This is a genomic window from Vannielia litorea, from assembly GCF_018424695.1.
GTDB lineage: Bacteria > Pseudomonadota > Alphaproteobacteria > Rhodobacterales > Rhodobacteraceae > Vannielia > Vannielia litorea_A.
Genome location: NZ_QTNQ01000021.1, coordinates 1 through 20,607 on the forward strand (window position 1 = coordinate 1; position 20,607 = coordinate 20,607).

Genomic DNA, 20,607 nt, shown 5'->3' on the forward strand with positions numbered 1-20,607 from the left:
CCCCCGCCATGGCCCTCGCCACCCGCAAGGACGCCCGCCGCGAAGACCGTGACCAGGCCAACCGGCGCGACAGCTTCATCGTTCACCGCTTCGAGTCGATCCTCTCCTGGGCCGAAAGCCTCAACCTCAACCGCATGGTCGATGACGATGATCAGGATAATGCCGCCAAGGCCGCCGAAGACCAGGATCACCTGACGCTGAGCCAGAATCTCAAGCGCGCCGCCACCCGGCTGCGCCTCTCGCTCGACCTCTCGCCGCAGGATGCCGAACACGAGCGTCTGGCGGGCACCTTCACCTACCCGGAATGGAACCGCCGCACCGGCGATTACATGCCCGCCCACACCCGCGTGCTGGAAGCAGAGGCAAAGCCGCAGGCCAGCTACGCGCCGGACCCGAAGCTGGTGGCCCGCGTCAAGCGCCAGTTCGCCCCGCTGCACCCGCGCCGGGTGATCCTGCCCCGCCAGATCGACGGTGACGAGCTGGATCTCGACGCGCTGGTGACCTCGCGCACCGACATCGCCTGCGGCCACGAGGGCAGCGACCGCGTGTGGCAGGCCAACCGGCCCATGGCCCGCGATCTCTCGGTGGCGGTGCTGATGGATTGCTCCCGCTCCACCGAGGCCGCCATCGGCGACACCTCGGTGATCGAGGTGGCGCGCCAGGCGGTTGCGGCGCTGGCCGCAGGGATCGACACGGCGGGCGACAGGCTGGGGATCTGGGGCTTCTCCTCGCTGCGGCGCGACCGGGTGTTCCTGCATCGCGCCAAGGGCTTCTCCGAGCCGATGGGGCAGGGGGTGACCGCCCGCATCGGCGGGCTCACCCCGGGGCATTACACCCGCCTCGGTGCTGCCATCCGCCACGTCTCGGCCCAGCTCGCGGAGGAGGGCGCAACCCGCCGCCTGCTGCTGGTTCTGACCGACGGCAAGCCCAACGACCTCGACCACTACGAGGGCCAGCACGGCATCGAAGACAGCCGCATGGCCGTGCGCGAGGCCCGCGCGGCGTGGCAGGCGGTGCACGGCGTCATCGTGGACGAAGACGGGCAGGACTGGTTCGCCCGCATCTTCGGGCGCGGCGGCTTCACCCTGCTGCCCCAGCCCTCGCGCCTGCCGCGCGCCCTGCCCGAAATCTACCAGACCCTGACCATGGAGCGCTGACATGAAACGCCTTCTCGCCCTCGCCCTCGCCACCCTTCCCGCCCCGCTCGCGGCAGCCCCGTTCGAGCGTCCGATCCCGCAGCCACAGACCGAGACGGCGGAGTTCTGGTTCCTCATCGGCTCCGTCGCGCTGGTTCTGTCGCTGGTGGCGGTGCAATGGCTGGTGAGTCGGCGATGAGCCTCCCGCGCCGCCCGCCCTGGAAGCTGCTGGCCGCGCTCTATCCCTTCGCGGCCGGGGCCATGGGCGTCAACCTGTTCTTCGCCGCGCTCATCGGCTCCTGGCTGGGCCTGCCGGTGCTGACGCCGTGGCAGGCCGCCGCGGGCGGGCTGGTGATCGGGCTGCCCGCGACCTATGCCTTCGCCTGCCACATCACGCGACTGATGCAAAAGGCGGAGGGCGAATGACCGGTTGGGCAGAATACGCCCTGGCGCTGGTGGTGTTCATCGCCAGCCACTTCCTGCCGCGCCTCGGCGGGCTGCGCGAGCGGCTGATCGCGGCCCTCGGGCGGCGGGCCTATTTCAGCCTCTACGGCCTGCTCTCAACCGCGCTTCTGGTCTGGCTCGTCTCGGCTGCGGTCCGCGCGCCCTACGTGGAGCTCTGGCCACAGCTGCCATGGGCGCGCTGGGTGCCCAACATCGCGATGCCACTGGCCGTCTGTCTCGTCACCTGCGGCATCGGTCTGCGCCAGCCCTACACCCTCGGCGGGCGGCGCGGCGTGGCTCTGGACCCGGCGCAGCCCGGGTTCGCCGCCATCTCCCGCCACCCGCTGTTTCTCGCCCTCGCGCTCTGGGCCGGGGCGCATCTCTTTCCCAATGGCGACCTCGCCATGGTGCTTCTCTTCGGCAGTTTCACACTGATGGCGCTCCTGGCCATCCCCGCCTTCGACGCCCGCGCCCGCCGTGCACTTGGCGCGGACGCAACACCGTTCTTCGGCAGTACCGCCCTCATGTCCCTGCGCCCCCTGGCACGCGCGGGCTGGCGGCGGCGGAATGGACGGGCCCTTGCCCTCCGTCTCGCCGCGGGGCTCGCGCTGTGGCTCGCCCTGCTGCATCTGCACGCCGCCGTCATCGGAGCCTCGCCCTTTCCGCTGTAACCTGCGCAGCCTTGACGAAGATCAAGGCCAGCATGCGGCGCTTCGCCTAGGGTCGCCCGTGAACAGGGTAAATGTTTACCGAATCTTCACCTTCTGGCTGAACGGTCTCAGGAAACTTCGCCTGTGGCGGGTCACGCCGGGGGCGAGAACCGAGCCAGGTGGTCCATGACGACCGAGCACAGCAGACGGAACTTTCTGCGCGGGCGGCTCTCACAGCCGGAGCCGCCAAGGATGCGACCGCCGGGTGCGCAGCCGAGTTTTGCAAACCTCTGCACCCACTGCGGCGACTGCGCCCGCGCCTGCCCGGAAGCCATCATCATCCGTCACCCCTCGGGCGAACCCGTCGTCGATTTCGCGCGCGGGGCCTGCACCTTCTGCAACGCCTGCGCCGAAGCCTGCGAGGCCGGGGCGCTCAAGCCCGCCGCGCCATCGGATTGGCCGTGGCGCGCCACCATCGACACAAGCTGCTTTTCGCTGAACGGCGTGTTCTGCCGCAGTTGCGAGGACGCCTGCGAGCCGCGTGCCATCCGGTTCCGCCTGATGACGGCAGGCCGTTCTGCGCCCGTCCTTGACCAGGATCAATGCACCGGCTGCGGTGAATGCGCATCAACTTGCCCTGCGGGTGCGATCGCCTTCGAGGTGCCGAGGCCCGCAACGGAGGAGAAAACCGCATGAACATCTGTGGCTGCCTTGTGCACGTCGCGCGCGACGTGGTGCCGGAGGCCCGCGCGGCGATGGAGGCTACGCCGGGCGTCGAGGTGCATGCCCAGTCCGAGGATGGCCGCCTCGTGGTGGTGATCGAGGATACCGAAGTGGCCTACGCCTCCGACACCATCATGGGCCTGCACCAGATCCCGGGCGTGATCTCGCTCACGCTCAATTACCACCACTTCGAAGACACCTCGCCGCGAGCGCCCCTCGCCGCCACCCAGCCGGAGACCTGACGCATGACCATCTCGGAATCCCGCCGCACCTTCCTCAAGGCGACCGCCGCCGCCAGCACCGCTGCCGCCGCCGGGCTGACCCTGCCGAACGAGGGCATCGCCCAGACCCCGGGCAGCGCCGATATCCGCTGGGACAAGGCGCCCTGCCGCTTCTGCGGCACCGGCTGCTCCGTGCTGGTGGGCACCAAGGAGGGCCGCGTGGTCGCCACCCAGGGCGACCCGGAGGCGCCGGTCAATCGGGGGCTGAACTGCATCAAGGGCTACTTCCTCTCCAAGATCATGTATGGCGCCGACCGGCTGACCACACCGCTGCTGCGCAAATCCAACGGCGTCTACGACAAGAACGGCGAGTTCGAGCCGGTCAGCTGGGACGAGGCCTTCGACGTGATGGCGCAGAAGTGGAAGGAGGCGCTCGCCGCCAAGGGCCCCACCTCCGTGGGCATGTTCGGCTCCGGTCAGTGGACGGTCTGGGAAGGCTACGCCGCCGCCAAGCTGATGAAGGCGGGCTTCCGCTCCAACAACATCGACCCCAACGCGCGGCACTGCATGGCCTCTGCCGTGGTGGGCTTCATGCGCGCCTTCGGAATCGACGAGCCGATGGGCTGCTACGACGACCTCGAACACGCCGACACCTTCGTGCTCTGGGGCTCCAACATGGCCGAGATGCACCCGATCCTCTGGTCGCGCCTCACCGACACGAGGCTGACCAAGCCCGGCGCCGAGGTGCATGTGCTCTCGACCTTCGAGCACCGCTCCTTCGAGCTGGCCGACAACGGCATGGTCTTCGCGCCCCAGACGGACCTCGCGATCCTGAACTACATCGCCAATTACATCATCCAGAACGATGCGGTGAACTGGGAGTTTCTGGAAAAGCACGTCAACATCACCAAAACGGCCACAGACATCGGCTATGGCCTGCGTGACACCGACCCGCGCCAGGAAGCTGCCGAGAATCCCAACTCGGGCAAGCTGGAGCCGATCGACTTTGAGGCCTACGCCAAGGCCGTCGAGCCCTACACGGCCGAATACGTGTCCGAGCTGTCCGGCGTGCCGCTGCACCAGCTGGAGAAGCTGGCCCAGCAATATGCCGACCCGAACCGCAAGGTTATGAGCCTCTGGACCATGGGCTTCAACCAGCACACGCGCGGGAGCTGGGCCAATGGCTCTGTCTACAACATCCACCTGCTGACCGGGAAGATCTCGGAGCCGGGCAACTCGCCCTTCTCGCTCACCGGCCAGCCTTCGGCCTGCGGCACGGCGCGCGAGGTGGGCACCTTCGCCCACCGCCTGCCGGCCGACATGGTGGTGGCCAACGACGCGCACCGCGAGATCTGCGAAACCACGTGGAACATCCCCGCAGGCACCATCCCGCCCAAGCCGGGCCTGCACGCGGTGGCGCAGAACCGGGCGCTGAAGGACGGCACGCTCAATGCCTATTGGGTGCAGTGCAACAACAACATGCAGGCCGCCGCCAACATGAACGAAGAGGGGTTCCCGGGCTACCGCAACCCCGAGAACTTCATCACCGTCTCCGACCCTTACCCGACCGTCACCGCCATGAGCGCCGATCTGATCCTGCCCACCGCCATGTGGGTCGAGAAGGAGGGCGCCTATGGCAACGCCGAGCGTCGCACGCAGTTCTGGCGCCAGCAGGTGAGGGCCCCGGGCGAGGCCCAGTCGGACCTCTGGCAGCTGATGGAGTTCGCCAAGCGCTTCACCGTCGAGGAGGCCTGGGGTGAGGAGCTGGTGGCCACCATGCCAGAGCTGGCCGGAAAGACGCTCTACGAAGTGCTCTACGAGAACGGCAATGTAAACAAATACCCGCTGGAAGAGACGGCGGAGGGCTTCGACAACGTCGAATCCGAGCACTTCGGCTTCTACGTGCAGAAGGGGCTGTTCGAGGAATACGCCAGCTTCGGGCGCGGCCACGGGCACGACCTTGCCGACTTTGACGTCTATCACCAGGCCCGCGGGCTGCGCTGGCCGGTGGTCGACGGGCAGGAAACGCTCTACCGCTTCCGCGAGGGCTACGACTCCTATGTGCCCGAGGGCGAGGAAGTCAGCTTCTACGGCCATAAGGACGGCAAGGCGAAGATCATCTTCGCCCCCTATGAGCCTGCCGCCGAGGTGCCGGACGAGGAATACGATCTCTGGCTCTCCACCGGCCGTGTGCTGGAGCATTGGCACTCCGGCTCGATGACCCGCCGCGTGCCCGAGCTGCACCGCGCCTTCCCCAATGCGGTGGTCTTCATGCACCCCGAGGATGCCGAGGCGCGGGGCCTCCGGCGCGGGCAGGAGATCGAGATTTCCACCCGGCGCGGCAAGATGCTGAGCCGGGTCGAAACCCGCGGGCGCAACAAGCCGCCCCGGGGCCTCGTCTTCGTGCCGTGGTTCGACGAGGGGCAGCTCATCAACAAGTTGACGCTCGACGCCACCTGTCCGCTCTCCAAGGAGACCGACTTCAAGAAATGCGCCTGCAAGGTCGAACGCGCCTGACGCAGCGCCGGGGCGCGCGCGGCTGGCCCGTGCGCGCTTCGCCAACCCCGTGAAAGCCCGGTATGTCTGCCGCCAAACCCTCCATGTCCCCCCAGCGCCGACGGTTTCTGACCGATACCGCGCGCATGGCGGCGGGCTGCGTGCTGGCGGGCAGCGGGCTGGCCTGGCTGGCGCGCGATGCCCGCGCTCTGCCCGCCGAGGCGCTGCGCCCGCCCGGTGCCCTTCCGGAAAAGGCGTTTCTCGCCGCCTGCATCCGCTGCGGCCTCTGCGTGCGCGACTGCCCCTATGACACGCTCTCGCTGGCCGAGCTGGGCGAGGACGGCGCCGCCACCGGCACGCCCTTCTTCACCGCCCGTGATGTGCCCTGCGAAATGTGCGATGACATCCCCTGCGTCGCCGCCTGCCCCACCGGCGCGCTCGACAAGGGCCTGACCGACATCGACGACGCCCGCATGGGCACCGCCGTTCTGGTCGATCAGGAAAACTGCCTCAACTTCCTCGGGTTGCGCTGCGACGTCTGCTACCGGGTCTGCCCGGTGATCGACGAGGCGATCACGCTGGAGGTGTCACATAACGACCGCTCTGGCCACCACGCCATTTTCGCCCCCACCGTCCATGCCGATCACTGCACCGGCTGCGGCGTGTGTGAAAAGAGCTGCGTGCTGCCGGAGGCGGCCATAAAGGTGCTGCCCACGCGGCTGGCGCGCGGCACCCCCGCCGAGCACTACCGCAAGGGCTGGGAGGAGATGGAAGAGAAAGGCGCGCCGCTGGTCGATGGTGTCATCGACCTGCCTGATCGTCTGCCCGGCCCCGGCACCGACAATCTCGCCGCCCCCGGTGGCTTCGAACCGGCATTCAAGCTGCCCGAAGGAGCCAGCCAATGAAGGCCAAGACAGCCCTGCCCGTCGGTCAGGAGGCCATCCGCGAGAAAGGCTGGTGGAAGGCCTACCGCTTTCTCATCCTGCGCCGCGCGAGCCAGGCGGTTTTCCTCTCGCTGTTCCTGCTCGGGCCGTGGTTCGGCCTTTGGTTGGTCGAGGGCACGCTGGCAGGCTCCCGCACCCTCGGCGTGCTGCCGCTGACCGATCCGCTGGTTCTGCTCCAAGGCCTCGTCGCGGGGCACTGGCCCGAGCTGACCGCGCTCACCGGCGCGCTGATCGTGCTGGTCGCCTATGCCCTCCTCGGCGGGCGCAGCTATTGCTCCTGGGTCTGCCCGATCAACCCGGTCACCGATGCCGCCCACTGGTTGCACGACAGGCTCGACCTGCCCAAGGGCTGGCAGCCCAAGCGCCACACCCGGCTCTGGCTGCTGGGCGCGGTGCTGGCCACCTCGGCGCTCACAGGCACCATCGCCTGGGAGCTGGTCAACCCGATCACCATGCTGCATCGCGGCCTCGTATTCGGGCTGGGCTTCGCCTGGGCCTTGGTGGCGCTGGTGTTCCTCTTCGATCTCTTCGTGTCGCGCCGGGGCTGGTGCGGCCACCTCTGCCCGGTCGGGGCGTTCTACGGCCTCGTCGGCCACAAGAGCCTGCTCAGGGTCACCGCCTCGAAACGCGCCGCCTGCGACGGCTGCATGGATTGCTTCGCCGTCTGCCCGGAAAACCACGTGATCTCGCCCGCCCTGCGCGGCAAGGGCGCGGAAACCCCGCTGATCCTTTCGCCCGATTGCACCAATTGCGGGCGCTGCATCGACGTGTGCTCCGTCGATGTCTTCGCCTTCACCCACCGCTTCGACCCCCGCATCGAAGCCACCCCAGAACCAAGCCCGGACGCGCCTGACGAAATGGCCGCCTGAACCGCCACGAGGGAGATTGACCATGAAACTGAAAGCCATCGCGGCGATTGCCGCACTCGCTTCGACCCTGATGGTGTCTGGCATCGTCGTTGCCCAGTCCACCGGCGGGGTGAAATCCCTGCGCGGCTCGGAGGTGGATACCGAGCTTCCGGCGCCCGAACTCTACCAGCAGCAGGAGGGCCGCGAGGTGCGCAACTATCGCCAGCAGCCGCCGGTGATCCCCCATTCGATGGATCAATACCAGATCGACCTGCGCACCAACCAGTGCCTCAGCTGTCATGACTGGACCACCGCGGGCGATCGCGGCGCACCCACGCTGTCGATGACCCACTACCTCGATCGCGATGGCACCCAGCTCGATACCGTGGCGGGCACCCGCTGGTTCTGCAACCAGTGCCACGTGCCGCAGGCCAACGCCCCTGCACTCGTCGACAACACCTTCGACGCCAGCGCGTCACAGTGAGCGGGAAGGGAAGGCAAGACATGTCCGACAAAGAGAACACCCCGCGCCCCGGCCTGCTGCGTCGCCTCTGGCGCGCCTTCTGGAGCCCCTCCGGCGTGCTCAGCACAGGCTTCCTGCTGATCGCGGGCTTCATCTGCGGCATCCTCTTCTGGGGCGGCTTCCACTGGTCGCTGGAGCTGACCAACACCGAAGAGTTCTGCACCTCCTGCCACACGATGGAGACCAACCTCGGCGAGTATCGCGAGACGGTGCATTACAACAACCATTCCGGCGTACGGGCGATCTGCTCCGATTGCCACGTGCCGCACGAGTGGCAATACAAGATGAAGGCCAAGATCATGGCCGTGAAGGACGTGTACCACGAGGTGCTGGGCACGATCTCGACACCGGAAAAATACGAGGAGCGGCGGCTGGAGATGGCGGCGGCGGTCTGGAAGAAGATGAAGGCCTCCGACAGTCGCGAGTGCCGCAACTGCCACGCCTTCGAATACATGGATTTCACCATCCAGGAGACCCGCGCCGCCGACAACCACCAGCGCGCCATCGACGAGGGGATGACCTGCATCGACTGCCACCAGGGCATCGCGCATGACCTGCCCCCGGGATACCTCGAAGAATACGAGCACGTTGTCGAAGAGCTTGCCGGAGAGGTCCGCTATCGCGGCGAGGAAGACCTGGCCGGCATCCGAAGCTACCTCGGCACCGCCGCAGACTGACCGCTGGCAAGGAGACCCAAGATGCTCAACATTCTCGACCTTCTCGGCACCATCGGCGGCAGCATCCTCGGCCTGCCCGGCATCCTCGGCACGGGCCTCGGCATGATGACCCGCAACTGGTTCGTCGCGGCCGGGCTGGGCGGGCTCATCGGCCTGCTCTCACCGATGGTTCTCGGCGGCTCGCATTCCACCCATGTGCCGATCACCCTGACAGAATACGCGGTGTCGATCAGCGTGGGGATCATCGCCGGGCTGCTGGGCTGTGCGATCCGCCACAAGGGCGCCACCGTCTGAGCTCAGGCCGCGAGGGCGGCCCTGACCCAGGCCTGAAGCGCGCCGGGCTCTGCCGCGAGCCGGGTTTCCAGCCTGCCCGCGAAGGCCAGGAAGCTTTCGAGGTTGCGGGCATTCACCGCCGTCAGCGCCGGTATGCCCTGCTCCATCGCCTGGGCAAGCACGGGGCAAAAGCCACGGCCCGAGGCCTCCTGCGCCCCGAACTTGTTCAGGATCAGCACATCGGCGCCCGCCGCGAGCCGCGCGGCCACCGCCCCTGCCGCCTCTTCCAGCGAGGCCGTATCCAGCCTGCACCCGCGCGCACCGCCGCCCAGCCGTTGCGATATCTCGATGCCGGGGCCTTCTGGCAGCACCGCAAGCTCCATGTCGCAGGGGTGCGCCCCCTGCGAGGGCGCGCGCGATTGGACGACGCCCGCCACGACGCGCCCCTCGGCCTGAAGCTGCGTGGCCAGCCCCGCGAGCAGCCTGTCAGCCTCGCCGCGAACCTCCGAAAGGATGTAGCCCAACCTCATGCCAACCTCCCCAGGCTGAAGTGGACCGCCTCAGGCACACTCCACCTCCCTGACACCGGCATAGGCCGCCAGAGAGGCCACGTCGTCAACCGTCACCTCCCGCCGCTGCACCCGCACCCCCTGCTCTCGCAACCGCCGGAACGCGCGAGACAGGCTCTCGGGCGAGAGCCCGACCTGCCCGGCAATCAGCGCCTTGTCATAGGGCAACTGCACCTTGCAGGCCCCCCGGCGGCCCTCGGGCACTAGCGACAGGATGAACTGCGCCGCCCGCTGCGCGCCCGTGCACATCTTCAGCGCCTCCACCTGGCCGACCAGCCTCTGCACCTGGTGCAGCGTGTTCGCCATCAGCGCGCCACGGGCCTCCGGGCAGCCATCCATCAACTCGAAGAGTGCGGCGGCGGGGATCTTCAGCAGCGTGCAGTCCGTCACCGCCTCGGCATGGGCAAGGTAGCGCGGGGCCCGCAGGGCCGCCGTGTTCCCGATGCTGCGGGCCGGGCCCAGAACATCGATGATCGCCTCGCCCCCGCCCGCCATCACCCGGTAGAGCTTCACCCACCCCGACAGGACGATGAACAGATCATCCGCCTTGCGGTGTGGGGTGAAGATCGTGGCGCCGCGCGCGTAATGCCGGGTGCTGCCACTGGCAACGGCCTTCTCCGCCATCGGGCGCGGGCAGTTTCTGAGCAGCAGGCTCCGCAGAGCGACGTGGTTCTGTTCGTGTTTCATGGGTCTGTCTGTCTTCCGATAAAGGCTGTTCACGGTCGCCGGGGCGCGCGGGTGTCCCGCACGAGGCGAAAGCCGAGGTGATCGGGCGGCAGGCCAACGGCACAGCCGCCCACGCTGGCGTCGCGCACGAAGTCGATCACCGCCGCGCGATGCCGCCCGCCGGCGATGCGCACGCCGCAATAGGGTTCGGAGGCCTCCACGCTGCCATCGGCGGCAAGGCGGCCCGTGGCCATGCAGCCGTCTGTCCACTCCCAGACGTTGCCGCCAAGGTCGGCCAGCCCAAGGCTGTTCTCGCCAAAGCCGCCCTGAGGCCGCAGGGCCGGGCTGGAGCTGCCGCGCAGCAGCACGCCCCGCTCATACTGCGAGAGCATCCGCGTGCCCGGGTCCAGCTCGCCCTCGTCAGGTGCCGCATCGCCCTGCCGCTCGGCAGCGGCGCGCTGCCACTCTGCCTCGCTGGGCAGCCGCCAGGTCTCGCCGGTCTGGCGCGTGAGCCACGCGGCATAGGCGGTGGCGTCGGCCCAGTTCACCATCGTCTGGGCATAGCGCCCCGTGCCGGTGCCCACGTCTTCGCAGGCCCCATCGGCCACGCAGGCGAGATACTCGGCGCGGGACACCTGAAATTTCATGATCTCGAACCCCGGCACCTCCACCTGCCGCACGCCCGGCGTGCTGGCCTTGCCCGCGCGGCTGAAGTTGCCGAGCGGACGAAAGGCGATCTGCCCGGGGGCGATACGCACCGTTTCGGGCCGCGTCACGCCGTCGCGCTCTGGGCCCGGCACCGTGATGGCCAGCCCTCCAAGCGCAGCCGCCATGACGACACCCGCAAGGATGAAGCTCTTTCGCATGCTCGTTTTCCTCGAAACCAAAACGGGTGGCCGGAGCGTTCCGGCCACCCAGCGCCTTCCCCGCAGGGTGGCCGCCTTATGGCAGCGCGGTCTTGCCTTCGTAGGCGGCGTTGTATTCGACCGGGGCCTGCACCTGCTCCATCAGGTCGTTGTTCCAGTCGCCCTCCACCACCACGTGGGCCGTGGCGCCGAGGTTCACCGCCTCGATGAGGTTGTGGTTCACGTAGGCATAGACGCCGGGCTGGAGAAACTCGTACAGCGCCGCCCCCGCCGAACCGCCGCGGATGAACCAGGTTTCCAGGTCACGCTCCGGCGGGTTGTTGAACTTGCCGGTCTCCCAGACGAGGTCACCATGCCCGCCAATCAGGTGCGGGCGGCTGTCGCGGTTGGCCTGGCTGTGCACGAACAGCACCTTCTCGCCCTGCGCCGCACGCAGCGCATTGTCGCCCGTCAGCGCGCCGACCTTGCCGTTGAACACCACGTGGCTGGGGATCAGCCCGTTCATCACCTCCAGCGTGTCCGGGTAGCTCTCGCCGACATCCTCGAAGCGCTTGTAATCGCCGTTCTCGTCCTTCGGGATGTAGAAGTCGTTCTCGCCGATGTAGTACACGCGGTCATAGCTCACCGGCTTGCCATTGTGGTCGCTCAGCCCGTCGCGCGGCAGCACCATGATCGCACCCGACATGCCACTCACCACGTGCCAGGGGATCATAGGGCCACCCGGGGCGCAGTGATAAACAAAGGTGCCCGGGCGCGTGGCCTTCCAGCGCAGCACGGTTTTCTCGCCGGGGTTCACCAGCGTCAGCGAGCCGCCGCCCAGGGCGCCGGTGGAGGAGTGGAAGTCGATGTTGTGCTGCATCAGGTTCTCGGGGGAGTTGTAAAGCGTCAGCTCCACGTAATCGCCCTCGTGCACCACCATCAGCGGGCCGGGGATCGAGCCGTTGAAGGTCATCGCCTGAAGGTAGGCGCCGCTGTCGACCTCCACCTCCTTCTCGACGATCTGCATCTCGAACTCCACGATGCGCGGCTCACCGGGCGCCACCTGCTCGTGCTCATGCACGAAGGGCGGGCGAACCAGCTTGCGCTTGATGCGCGTGAGGCTCGAAAGATCGGCCGGCGCGGCCATCGAGGTGTTCATGATCTCCTCGGCCTTGGAGGCGCGGGTGAGCATCGGCACCGCGGCCAGTCCCGCGGCAGCCATCATGGCGGCTCTTCTCGTCAGCATGTCGGTTCTCCTTCTGCGACGGATTGCTGTTGCCCTTGAGTCTAGAAGAACCGGCGCAGCCAAACGTTGCTGGAGCGCAAACTTCGGCGCGCCTAAGGCAGCCCACCGACTTCGGGGGCGTCTCGCGGGCGCAAGCTCTCTGGGTTGAAGCAGAACATCCCGCGACGGCCCCACCTGCCAGAAGTCGCACGCTGATTGGACCGAAGCTGTGGGCGCCGGTCGCGGTCAGTCGGAAGGGGGGCTTTGGTAGCGGAGGAGGGACTTGCCCCCCGACCCAGTGCATCGCGCAGCGATGTGCGTCGGTCGGGCTCGGAGTGGCGCCTGCCGGTTGCGGACAGTCGGAAGGGGGGCTTTGGTAGCGGAGGAGGGACTTGCCCCCCCGACCCAGTGCATCGCGCAGCGATGTGCGTCGGTCGGGCTCGGAGTGGTGCGTGCCGGTTGCGGCCAGTCGGAAGGGGGGCTTTGGTAGCGGAGGAGGGACTTGAACCCCCGACACGCGGATTATGATTCCGCTGCTCTAACCACCTGAGCTACTCCGCCAAAAGCGAGGGCCGATGTAGAGGCCGGGCGGCGAGGCGTCAAGGGGGAAAACCCGCAGATATTGTCTCCTCTCGCGCAACAATGGCGCGCGGGCGGCGTCATCCCGCGCCACCCGATGGTCACGGCTCCGTCAACCGCCATTTTCCCGGCGGTCCAAGGCGGCTATCCTGCGCTGGAAACCTCGGGAGACAAAGCACTTGCACGCCGCCCCAAGCCTGACGAAAGACATCGTGCTGGTCGGTGGCGGCCACACCCATGCGCTGGTGCTGCGCCGTTTCGGCATGGCGCCGCTGCCGGGCGCGCGGCTGACGCTCATCAATCCCGGCACCACCGCGCCCTACTCGGGCATGCTGCCGGGCCACATCGCCGGGCACTACCCGATCGAGGCGCTCCAGATCGACCTGCACCGCCTCGCCCGCTTCGCCAACGCCCGGCTGATCGACGGGCGCGCCACCGCGATCGACCGCGAGGCCCGCGAAATCGTGGTGGACACCGCCGCAGGGCCGCGCCGCATCGGCTACGACATCGCCGCACTCGACGTGGGCGTCACCTCCGACATGCCCACGCTGCCCGGCTTCTCCGAGCATGCCTGCCCCGCCAAGCCGCTCGATGCCTTCGCCGCCCGCTGGGAGGCCTTCCTGGCTGCACCGGGCGACGCCCGCGTGGTGGTGATCGGTGCAGGCGTCGCGGGGGTCGAGCTGGCCATGGCCGCCCGCCACCGGCTCGCCAGCGCGGGCCACAGCCCCGCCGTCACCCTCGTCGACGCGGGCGCAGCGCTCTCGGCGCTGGGCGGCGGCGCCCGCGCTCGGCTGTTCGAAACCCTGCGCACCTCCGGCATCACCCTGCTGGAGCAGGCCCGCGTCGCCCGGATCGAGCCCGAGGCCGTCGCCCTTGAAGATGGCCGCCGCCTGCCCGCCGATTTCGTGATCGGCGCAGGCGGCGCGCGCCCGCACGACTGGCTGGCAGAAACCGGCCTCGCCCACCACAACGGCTTCCTGCGCGTCGGAGCCGACTTGCGCACGCTCACCGACGCGGCGATCTTCGCCGTCGGCGACTGCGCCCATTTCGAGCCCGACCCGCGCCCCAAGGCGGGCGTCTACGCCGTGCGCGCCGCCCCGGTGCTGGAAGAAAACCTGCGCCGAACCCTGCGCGGCGAGGCCCGCCTCAAGCCCTTCCGCCCGCAAAAGGATTACCTCAAGCTCATCTCGCTGGGCGAGACGGCGGCGCTGGGCGAAAAGCTGGGCCTCGTCGCCTCCGGCCCCTGGGTCTGGCGTGTGAAGGATTATATCGACCGCGCCTTCATGAAGAAGTTCACCAGCTTCCCCACCATGGGCGCGGATGATCCGCAGGCCGAGCCCATGCTCTGCGCCGGCTGCGGCGCCAAGATAGCCCCCACTGCGCTGAAGGCGGCGCTGGCCGAGCTGCCCGCGCCCGAACGCGACGATGTGGTGAGCCTGCCGGGCGACGACGCGGCGATCCTGGCGATGGACAGCGACTACCAGGTCATCACCACCGACCACCTGCGCGGCTTCACCGAAGATCTCGCGCTGATGGCCCGCATCGCCGCCGTCCACGCGCTTGGCGATGTCTGGGCCATGGGCGCCCGCCCGCAGGCCGCGCTGGCCTCCGTCACCCTGCCGCGCATGGCCCCCGAGATGCAGGCCCGCTCCATGCGCGAGGTGCTCGCCGCCGCATCGGCCGTGTTCCGCGCCGAGGGGGCAGAGCTGGTGGGCGGGCATTCGTCGATGGGGGCCGAGGTACAACTGGGCTTCACCGTGACGGGCCTGCGCACCGCCTTTCCCGTCGGGCTGGAGAATGCACAGCCGGGCGACGCGCTGATCCTCACCAAACCGCTGGGCACCGGCACCGTGCTCGCCGCCGATATGCGCGGGCAGGGCCGGGCCGCGTGGGTACAGGCCGCGCTCGCCTCCATGGCCCGCCCCCAAGGGGATGCAGCGCGGCTGCTCACCACCGCCCACGCCATGACCGACGTCACCGGCTTCGGCCTCGCGGGCCACCTGCTGGCGATCTGCGAGGCCAGCGGCGTCGGCGCCTCCGTCAAGCTACCCGCCATCCCCTTGCTGCCCGGCGCGGCAGACCTCGCCGCCAAGGGCATCCGCTCCACCCTCTGGGACGAAAACCGTGCCGCCGTCGCCGCCCGCCTCGCGCTACCGGCACCCGCCCCGCCCGAGGCCGACCTGCTGTTCGACCCGCAAACAGCCGGTGGCCTCCTCGCCGCCGTACCCGCGGGTCGCGCCGCGAAGCTGCTGGAAGAACTGCGTGCCCTTGGCTACCCGGCGGCGCGCATCGGGCAGGTCATGGCCGGGGAGCCGTTTCTGCGGGTTCAGTAGGTGCCGCCATGAATGCCTGGCGGGGGGGCCGCATCTGCGGCTCCACCAAAAGAGATTCGATGAGTATTTTCAGCAAGAAAATGCAGCCAGTTGCGCCATGATCCGGTCGGCGGCGCGTTCCAGCCCGTCTTCGTCCAGCGAGATCTCCAGCGGCACCTCCGGCGTGTCGGAGCGGCGTGATTTGGCGTAGCGCGGGTCGTAGTGGTGCAGGCAAAGCGCGCCCGCCAGCCGTTCCACCTCTCCTGCCTCGGCCATCGCCTGCCACTGGCCGATCCGCTCGCGCCCATGCAGGCGGGTGAGTTGGCCGAGCAGCCGGTTGAGCTCGGCAGGCTCGGCGGCAAGGTCGGCATAGACCCGGGCGAGATAACGGGCGCGATCCTGCAGCCCCGCCGTCAGCGAAATGCGCGGCGCGGCCAGCATCCGCTTCCATAGCGCGGGTGGCACCAGCAGTTCGCCCACCTTCGAGCTTTCCGCCTCCACCAGCACGGGCCGGGCCGGATCGAGCGCCGCCAGCGCCTGCACCAGCGCGCTTTCGAAGCCCTTCTGCGCCGGTTGCGGGCCGAGATTGCCCAGAAGCGAGCCGCGATGGTTGGCCAGCCCCTCGAGGTCCAGCACCTGCCCGCCGCGCGCCGCCACGCGATGCAGCAGCTCCGTCTTGCCGGTGCCCGTGTTTCCGTCCAGCAGCACCACCCGATGCGGCAACTCGCCCTCGTAGAGCGCCTTCACCACGCCCCGCCGGTAGCTTTGGTAACCGCCCTCCACCTTCTCCACCCGCCAGCCGATCTGCCCAAGGATGGTGGCAAAGCCGCCGCTGCGCTGCCCGCCCCGCCAGCAGTAGACCAGCGGCTTCCACCCCCCGTCCTTCTCCGCCAGCGGCCCCTCCAGATGCGCGGCCACATTCCGCGCCAGGATCGCCGCGCCGATCTTGCGGGCGAGGAAGGGCGATTGCTGCACGTAGATCGTGCCCACCTTCGCCCGCTCCGCGTCGGAGAACACCGGGAGCGAGATCGCGCCCGGCACATGGTCCTCGGCGTATTCCGAGGGCGAGCGCACGTCGATCACCGTGTCGAAGGGCAGGGCGGTGCCTGAAAGCGGGTCGGGCAGGGTATAGGCCATAGGCCCCGTTACCGCAGCCGGCGCGCACAGGGAAGCGTGTCAATTGCCGTCACAAAGGCGCCAGAGCCTTGCCCGGCGCGATTTCCCCAATAGTATCGCCAGCATGACGCTCAGGCACCTCCCCCTCGCCGCGCTCACCGCGCTGGCCTGTGCTGCCCCCGTGGCAGCCGAAACCCGCGCCCTGCTGATCGGCGTGGGCGACTACGAATACCTCGACGCCGACCTGCGCGGCCCGGTCAATGACGTGGCCCTGATGGCCCGCACCCTCATGTCGCGCGGGGTTGCGCCCGAGGCGATCACCGTGCTCACCACCGCGCCCGAGCTTCTGCCCGAGGGCGTTGCCAGCGGCATGCCCCGCCGCGAGGCGATCCTCACCGGGCTGGCCGAGGCCGCCGAAGCCACCGGCGAGGGCGATACCGTCTTCTTCTACTTCTCCGGCCACGGCTCCCAGGCCCCCGACCTCGATGGCGACGATCAGGGCGGCTACGACGAAATCCTTCTGCCCTCCGACGCGAGCGGCTGGAAAGGCACCATCGGCGCGGTCGAAAACGCGATCCTCGATGACGAGCTGCGCGCCGCCGCCGAGGAGATCATGCAGGATGGCGCGGCCCTCGTGGCCGTGCTCGACGCCTGCCACGCCGCCACCGGCTTCCGCGCCATGCCCGGCAAGGGCGCGGCCCGCTACATCGAGCCAACCCTGCTTGGCATCCCAGAGCCGATGGAGGCCGCCGAGAGCCGCCCCGCCCCCGCGCTCCAGGGCGATTTCGCCTTCCTCTATTCCTCCCAATCCGACCAACGCAGCTTCGAGTATCCCCACGGCGACCCGGACGATCCGGCAAGCTGGTATGGCGAGTTCACCCGCGTCCTCACCACCGTCATGGCCTCCACGCCCGACCTCACATGGGATCAGCTCCTCGCCGCCACCATGGACGGCATGCGCAAGGAAACCGCGACGGCCACCCAAACGCCCGATGGCGAGGGCACCCTGATGGCCGCGCCGGTCTTCGGCGGGGCCGAGGCGGGCGCCCGGATGCGGGTGGATGGCGTGCTGAAAGCCGGCACGCTCTCGGGCCTGACCGAGGGCAGCGAAGTCACCTTCTATACGGCAGCCGCAGGCGGCGAGGCCCTGGGCACCGCCACCATCACCGCGCTCACCCCGCTGGAGGCCACCCTTTCCGCCGTGCCAGAGGGTGCCAAATACGCCGAAGTCACCTCCCTCGCGCCCGCAGTGGCCACGCCCCTGCGCCTTTCCGCCCCCGTGGTGGCTGACGGCGAAGACTACACCGAAATCACCGCCGAACTTGCCCGCCTGGAGGCCGAGGGCCTCGTCGATGGCGTCACATGGAACGCCCCCCAGCCCGACCGTGCGCTGGTGCTCACCGGCGGCCAACTCGCCGTGACCGGCCCCGACGGCGTGCTCGACCCGGACGGCCCCGGCTCCTCCCCCCGGTTCGCCGCCCGCGACCTCGCCGAAGCCCTCCCGCGTCTCGCGCAGGTCCAGCGCCTCGAATCCGCCCTCACCCAGGCCGAGGCGGGCGCCAAGAAGGGCTTCACCGTCTCCGGCCCGCCCGTAAAGGTCGAGGCCGAGATGATCCCCGCCACCTGCGAGGGCGAAACCGGCACGCCCCAACGCCCCGCGCCAGAGACCGTGCCCCATTGCGCCCAGCTCTGGCTCCACATCCGCAACACGTCGAGCAAGGCGCAGGACGTCACCGTGCTCTACCGCGACAAGAGCTTCACCATCACCGCCATCTTCCCCGGCTCGGGCACCTCCAACCGGCTCAACTTCAACGAGACGGTGCCGGTGGGCATGCTGATGGTGAACGAGGGCGAGGGCGTGGCGCTGGAGGAGGTGATCGTGCTTGTCACCCCGGCCGAGGATGGCGCCCCACGCACCGCGCTCACCGGGCTCGCCAACGACGGCCAGAGCCGGGGCACCGGCAACCCGATGGAACAGTTCATCGAGGCCGCCGCCGCACCCCCCGGAGAGACCTCACGGAATTTCAGCTTTTCGACCGCACCCGCCCCGCTTACCGTAACGCGGATCCCGGTGCGCATCACACCCAAGGACGATTGAAGGAAGGAAGAACGGACATGAAATTTGCAGCGGTACTCGTGGCGCTCGCGGGGCTTGGCCTCGGCACCGCCACGGCACAGGATTTCTCGGCAGACGGCAGCGCCTCGCCCTTCGCATGGGCCGAAAGCGGCGAGAAGGCCGACTACATGGAAGAAAAGGCCAGCGAGGACTCGGGCAGCCGGGTGATCGGCGGCGAAGTGGCCGACGAGGGCGCATGGCCCTGGCAGGTGGCGCTGATGATCAAGGGCAAGGGCGTGACCCCTCAGGCGCATTTCTGCGGCGGCTCGCTGGTGCTGGACCAGTGGGTGCTGACCGCCGCGCATTGCGTCCACATGCAAGACCCGCAGGGCCAGTATCGTGACATCAACCCGCAGGCGATCCAGGTGCTTGCAGGCACCAACACCATCGCCGAAGGGCAGGGTGATCTGATCGACGTCGCCGCGCTTTACCGCTTCCCCGGCTATGTCGGCGGCGTGTTCGACAATGACATCGCCCTGCTCAAGCTCGCCCGCGCGCCGCAGGTGCCCTACAAGACCATCCAGATCCCCGATGCCGAGTTGGGCGACCTGCTGGAGCAGCCGGGCGTCACCACAACCGTCACCGGCTGGGGCCTGATCGATGGCGGCGAACACCCCGAAGACATGCGTCAGGCCGATATCCAGATGCTGCCCCGCGACGCCTGCAACCAGGCGCTGATGGAGGCCCGCGCCGAAGTGGCCGCCAAGGGCTTCGTCTTTGCCGCCAAAACGTTCGGCCTCACGCCGGAAGACGCGCAGGGCGCCTGGGAAGAGCTTGTCAGCCGCGCGCCGATCCCGATCTCCGAGAACATGATCTGCTCGGGCACCTACGAGGGCGGCAAAACGGCCTGCTCGGGTGACAGCGGCGGCCCGCTGGTGGTGAAGGTCAATGACGAGGGTCTCTACATCCAGGCCGGCGTCGTGAGCTGGGGCCTCTCTGGCGAGGGCGGCAAGAACTGCAACGAACAGGCCAAGTTCTCCGCCTACACCCGCACCGCCAACTACCTCGACTGGCTGAACGGCATCATCGCCGCCAACCCGTAAGGCGCGGAAACTGCAAAGCAAACGGGCGGCCGGGCCAACCCCGCGCCGCCCTTTTTCATGGGTGGGTGGCCGACATCCGCGCGCAAAACGCCTTCAGCGCCGCCACCTCCGCGCTGCCCGGCGCGCAAATGGCCGGGTCGGTGCCATAGAGCGTCACCGCCGCCTCTATCTCGCCCTGCCAGTCCAGCACCGGCGCCGCGATGGCGGCGAGGCCGGGGATCAGCTCTCCGCTCACCGCCGCATAGCCTGCCGCCCGCACGGCCTCGCGCAGCCCCTCGCCGTCGCCGCCTTCCTCGGCCAGCCGCGCCGCAATCACCGCCTCCGGGGCCCACGCGAGGAAGGCCCGCCCCGAAGCCGAGCGTGTCAGCGGCATCACCGTGCCCAGCCCCAGCGTGGTGACCACGAAGCTCGGCGCGCGTTCCCAGCGCACCACCGTCACGCCCGTATTGCCCCACACGCTCAATAGCGCCGTCAGCCCGGTGGCCTCCACCACCTCGGGCAGGGCGTCGGCGGTGCGGTTCACCAACTCCATCCGCGCCATCCCGGCCACACCCAGCGCCACCGCCTCGGGGCCGAGGTCATACTTGCCCGACCGGCCCGCCTGGCTCACCAGCCCGGCGGCGATGAAGCTGGCGAGGTAGCGATGCGCCTTGCTCGCGGGCATGTCGGCGGCGCGGGCGATCTCGCTCAACCCCACCGGCCCGCCCTGCTGCGACAGCACCCGCAAGAGCCCCAGCGCCGCGTCGAGTGAACTGAGACCCTCAGCCACCGATCACCTCCCGCAGCGGCGCCACATCGCCCGCGCGGATCCGCCCGCCGTCGTCGACGAACACCCCGCGCAACTCCTCGCCCTCGATCACCAGCCGCTCCCCCACGCTGCCGCGATAGTCCAGCCGCAGGCTCTTGCGGCCCCAGTCCCCCACGCGCATTTCCAGCCGCAGCACATCACCATCCAGAGCGGGCGAACGGAATCGCGCATCCGCCGAAATCAGCCCAATGCCCCGCGCCCCCAGCCGCTGACACAGCGCCGCATGGCCGCCGTGCCGCTCTTTCAGGAACGTGTGAAAGCACCGGTCGAACCAGCGGAAGTAGTTGGGATAATAGACAATTCCCGCCGCGTCGCAGTGCCCGAAGCTGATGTCCACATCCAGGGTGAAAGGGTTCAAATTTCCGCTCCGTGAAATTGATTGCATAATGCGGA

22 protein-coding genes and 1 tRNA gene are annotated in these 20,607 nt (G+C 68.8%); 15 read left to right on the forward strand and 8 right to left on the reverse strand.

Translation table 11 applies throughout. From position 1 onward, the window contains the following. The 12 genes from DYI42_RS09455 to DYI42_RS09510 form a co-directional block, all read left to right on the forward strand. On the forward strand, positions 1–1,157 hold a 1,157-nt coding region (locus DYI42_RS09455; protein WP_213545690.1), incomplete at its 5' end, for a nitric oxide reductase activation protein NorD. Position 1,158: 1 nt separating this feature from the next. Beyond that, on the forward strand, positions 1,159–1,335 hold the full coding sequence (locus DYI42_RS09460; RefSeq protein ID WP_213545691.1) for a hypothetical protein: 177 nt from the start codon (positions 1,159–1,161) through the stop codon (positions 1,333–1,335). Further along, the gene (locus tag DYI42_RS09465; RefSeq protein WP_244867776.1) at positions 1,332–1,562 is read left to right on the forward strand and encodes an NnrT protein; all 231 of its coding nucleotides are present in this window, start codon (positions 1,332–1,334) and stop codon (positions 1,560–1,562) included. The genes DYI42_RS09460 and DYI42_RS09465 overlap by 4 nt, the downstream gene beginning before the upstream one ends. Next, positions 1,559–2,251 carry an NnrU family protein gene (locus DYI42_RS09470; RefSeq protein WP_213545693.1) on the forward strand — a complete coding sequence of 231 codons (693 nt, stop codon included), beginning with the start codon at positions 1,559–1,561 and terminating at the stop codon, positions 2,249–2,251. The genes DYI42_RS09465 and DYI42_RS09470 overlap by 4 nt, the downstream gene beginning before the upstream one ends. 165 nt (positions 2,252–2,416) lie before the next feature. Beyond that, positions 2,417–2,926 (forward strand): ferredoxin-type protein NapF, encoded by a 510-nt coding sequence (gene napF / locus DYI42_RS09475; protein WP_213545694.1) that lies wholly within the window; start codon positions 2,417–2,419, stop codon positions 2,924–2,926. Beyond that, a complete protein-coding gene (locus tag DYI42_RS09480) occupies positions 2,923–3,195 on the forward strand; it encodes a chaperone NapD (RefSeq protein ID WP_213545695.1) in 273 nt (90 codons plus the stop codon). The genes napF and DYI42_RS09480 overlap by 4 nt, the downstream gene beginning before the upstream one ends. Before the next feature lie 3 nt (positions 3,196–3,198). After that, positions 3,199–5,691 carry a nitrate reductase catalytic subunit NapA gene (gene napA / locus DYI42_RS09485; protein ID WP_213545696.1) on the forward strand — a complete coding sequence of 831 codons (2,493 nt, stop codon included), beginning with the start codon at positions 3,199–3,201 and terminating at the stop codon, positions 5,689–5,691. A 62-nt stretch (positions 5,692–5,753) separates the two neighbouring features. Continuing rightward, positions 5,754–6,575, forward strand: coding sequence for a ferredoxin-type protein NapG (gene napG, locus DYI42_RS09490; RefSeq protein ID WP_213545697.1), 822 nt, complete (start codon positions 5,754–5,756; stop codon positions 6,573–6,575). Next, a complete protein-coding gene (gene napH / locus DYI42_RS09495) occupies positions 6,572–7,483 on the forward strand; it encodes a quinol dehydrogenase ferredoxin subunit NapH (RefSeq protein ID WP_213545698.1) in 912 nt (303 codons plus the stop codon). Before napG ends, napH begins: the two co-directional genes overlap by 4 nt. Before the next feature lie 22 nt (positions 7,484–7,505). Beyond that, positions 7,506–7,946, forward strand: coding sequence for a nitrate reductase cytochrome c-type subunit (locus DYI42_RS09500; RefSeq protein WP_213545699.1), 441 nt, complete (start codon positions 7,506–7,508; stop codon positions 7,944–7,946). 20 nt (positions 7,947–7,966) lie between these two features. Then, positions 7,967–8,662 (forward strand): NapC/NirT family cytochrome c, encoded by a 696-nt coding sequence (locus tag DYI42_RS09505; RefSeq protein ID WP_213545700.1) that lies wholly within the window; start codon positions 7,967–7,969, stop codon positions 8,660–8,662. Positions 8,663–8,683: 21 nt separating this feature from the next. Further along, on the forward strand, positions 8,684–8,956 hold the full coding sequence (locus tag DYI42_RS09510; RefSeq protein WP_244867778.1) for a hypothetical protein: 273 nt from the start codon (positions 8,684–8,686) through the stop codon (positions 8,954–8,956). 2 nt (positions 8,957–8,958) lie between these two features. Here the strand turns inward: DYI42_RS09510 and DYI42_RS09515 are convergent, their stop codons facing one another. The 5 genes from DYI42_RS09515 to DYI42_RS09535 all read right to left on the reverse strand — a co-directional run bounded on the left by DYI42_RS09515 (position 8,959) and on the right by DYI42_RS09535 (position 12,801). Further along, positions 8,959–9,465 carry a DUF2478 domain-containing protein gene (locus DYI42_RS09515; RefSeq protein WP_213545701.1) on the reverse strand — a complete coding sequence of 169 codons (507 nt, stop codon included), beginning with the start codon at positions 9,463–9,465 and terminating at the stop codon, positions 8,959–8,961. Positions 9,466–9,495: 30 nt separating this feature from the next. Continuing rightward, positions 9,496–10,191: a Crp/Fnr family transcriptional regulator gene (locus DYI42_RS09520; protein ID WP_213545702.1), complete on the reverse strand. Its 696-nt coding sequence runs from the start codon at positions 10,189–10,191 to the stop codon at positions 9,496–9,498. Between the two features lie 29 nt (positions 10,192–10,220). Continuing rightward, positions 10,221–11,036: a formylglycine-generating enzyme family protein gene (locus DYI42_RS09525; RefSeq protein WP_213545703.1), complete on the reverse strand. Its 816-nt coding sequence runs from the start codon at positions 11,034–11,036 to the stop codon at positions 10,221–10,223. 76 nt (positions 11,037–11,112) lie between these two features. Then, the gene (nirK, locus tag DYI42_RS09530) at positions 11,113–12,261 is read right to left on the reverse strand and encodes a copper-containing nitrite reductase (RefSeq protein ID WP_213545704.1); all 1,149 of its coding nucleotides are present in this window, start codon (positions 12,259–12,261) and stop codon (positions 11,113–11,115) included. 463 nt (positions 12,262–12,724) lie between these two features. After that, positions 12,725–12,801, reverse strand: a tRNA-Met gene (locus tag DYI42_RS09535). A gap of 197 nt (positions 12,802–12,998) precedes the next feature. Between DYI42_RS09535 and selD the strand changes: the two genes are divergently transcribed. After that, complete coding sequence (gene selD, locus DYI42_RS09540) at positions 12,999–15,152, forward strand: selenide, water dikinase SelD (RefSeq protein WP_213545705.1); 2,154 nt, start codon at positions 12,999–13,001, stop codon at positions 15,150–15,152. Positions 15,153–15,221: 69 nt separating this feature from the next. Here the strand turns inward: selD and mnmH are convergent, their stop codons facing one another. Then, entirely contained in the window at positions 15,222–16,268 is a 1,047-nt protein-coding gene (gene mnmH / locus DYI42_RS09545) for a tRNA 2-selenouridine(34) synthase MnmH (RefSeq protein WP_213545706.1), read from the reverse strand. A gap of 103 nt (positions 16,269–16,371) precedes the next feature. On the opposite strand from mnmH, the gene DYI42_RS09550 reads away from it, so the two are divergent. Then, complete coding sequence (locus DYI42_RS09550) at positions 16,372–18,345, forward strand: caspase family protein (protein ID WP_213545707.1); 1,974 nt, start codon at positions 16,372–16,374, stop codon at positions 18,343–18,345. A 17-nt stretch (positions 18,346–18,362) separates the two neighbouring features. Then, the gene (locus DYI42_RS09555) at positions 18,363–19,406 is read left to right on the forward strand and encodes a serine protease (RefSeq protein ID WP_213545708.1); all 1,044 of its coding nucleotides are present in this window, start codon (positions 18,363–18,365) and stop codon (positions 19,404–19,406) included. Positions 19,407–19,461: 55 nt separating this feature from the next. On the opposite strand, the gene DYI42_RS24580 is transcribed toward DYI42_RS09555, so the two are convergent. Both DYI42_RS24580 and DYI42_RS09565 read right to left on the reverse strand, forming a co-directional pair. Then, positions 19,462–20,175 (reverse strand): IclR family transcriptional regulator, encoded by a 714-nt coding sequence (locus DYI42_RS24580; protein ID WP_213545709.1) that lies wholly within the window; start codon positions 20,173–20,175, stop codon positions 19,462–19,464. Beyond that, positions 20,168–20,572, reverse strand: a complete 405-nt coding sequence (locus DYI42_RS09565) for an acyl-CoA thioesterase (RefSeq protein WP_213545710.1) — start codon at positions 20,570–20,572, stop codon at positions 20,168–20,170. Before DYI42_RS09565 ends, DYI42_RS24580 begins: the two co-directional genes overlap by 8 nt. Between the last annotated feature and the right edge of the window lie 35 nt (positions 20,573–20,607).

What these genes read in the sequence shown, in the direction of transcription:
- DYI42_RS09460 (WP_213545691.1), top strand. Translation starts at nt 1,159, where the DNA reads ATGAAACGCCTTCTCGCCCTCGCCCTCGCCACCCTTCCCGCCCCGCTC.
- DYI42_RS09465 (WP_244867776.1), top strand. Translation starts at nt 1,332, where the DNA reads ATGAGCCTCCCGCGCCGCCCGCCCTGGAAGCTGCTGGCCGCGCTCTAT.
- DYI42_RS09470 (WP_213545693.1), top strand. Translation starts at nt 1,559, where the DNA reads ATGACCGGTTGGGCAGAATACGCCCTGGCGCTGGTGGTGTTCATCGCC.
- napF (WP_213545694.1), top strand. Translation starts at nt 2,417, where the DNA reads ATGACGACCGAGCACAGCAGACGGAACTTTCTGCGCGGGCGGCTCTCA.
- DYI42_RS09480 (WP_213545695.1), top strand. Translation starts at nt 2,923, where the DNA reads ATGAACATCTGTGGCTGCCTTGTGCACGTCGCGCGCGACGTGGTGCCG.
- napA (WP_213545696.1), top strand. Translation starts at nt 3,199, where the DNA reads ATGACCATCTCGGAATCCCGCCGCACCTTCCTCAAGGCGACCGCCGCC.
- napG (WP_213545697.1), top strand. Translation starts at nt 5,754, where the DNA reads ATGTCTGCCGCCAAACCCTCCATGTCCCCCCAGCGCCGACGGTTTCTG.
- napH (WP_213545698.1), top strand. Translation starts at nt 6,572, where the DNA reads ATGAAGGCCAAGACAGCCCTGCCCGTCGGTCAGGAGGCCATCCGCGAG.
- DYI42_RS09500 (WP_213545699.1), top strand. Translation starts at nt 7,506, where the DNA reads ATGAAACTGAAAGCCATCGCGGCGATTGCCGCACTCGCTTCGACCCTG.
- DYI42_RS09505 (WP_213545700.1), top strand. Translation starts at nt 7,967, where the DNA reads ATGTCCGACAAAGAGAACACCCCGCGCCCCGGCCTGCTGCGTCGCCTC.
- DYI42_RS09510 (WP_244867778.1), top strand. Translation starts at nt 8,684, where the DNA reads ATGCTCAACATTCTCGACCTTCTCGGCACCATCGGCGGCAGCATCCTC.
- DYI42_RS09515 (WP_213545701.1), bottom strand. Translation starts at nt 9,465, where the DNA reads ATGAGGTTGGGCTACATCCTTTCGGAGGTTCGCGGCGAGGCTGACAGG.
- DYI42_RS09520 (WP_213545702.1), bottom strand. Translation starts at nt 10,191, where the DNA reads ATGAAACACGAACAGAACCACGTCGCTCTGCGGAGCCTGCTGCTCAGA.
- DYI42_RS09525 (WP_213545703.1), bottom strand. Translation starts at nt 11,036, where the DNA reads ATGCGAAAGAGCTTCATCCTTGCGGGTGTCGTCATGGCGGCTGCGCTT.
- nirK (WP_213545704.1), bottom strand. Translation starts at nt 12,261, where the DNA reads ATGCTGACGAGAAGAGCCGCCATGATGGCTGCCGCGGGACTGGCCGCG.
- mnmH (WP_213545706.1), bottom strand. Translation starts at nt 16,268, where the DNA reads ATGGCCTATACCCTGCCCGACCCGCTTTCAGGCACCGCCCTGCCCTTC.
- DYI42_RS09550 (WP_213545707.1), top strand. Translation starts at nt 16,372, where the DNA reads ATGACGCTCAGGCACCTCCCCCTCGCCGCGCTCACCGCGCTGGCCTGT.
- DYI42_RS09555 (WP_213545708.1), top strand. Translation starts at nt 18,363, where the DNA reads ATGAAATTTGCAGCGGTACTCGTGGCGCTCGCGGGGCTTGGCCTCGGC.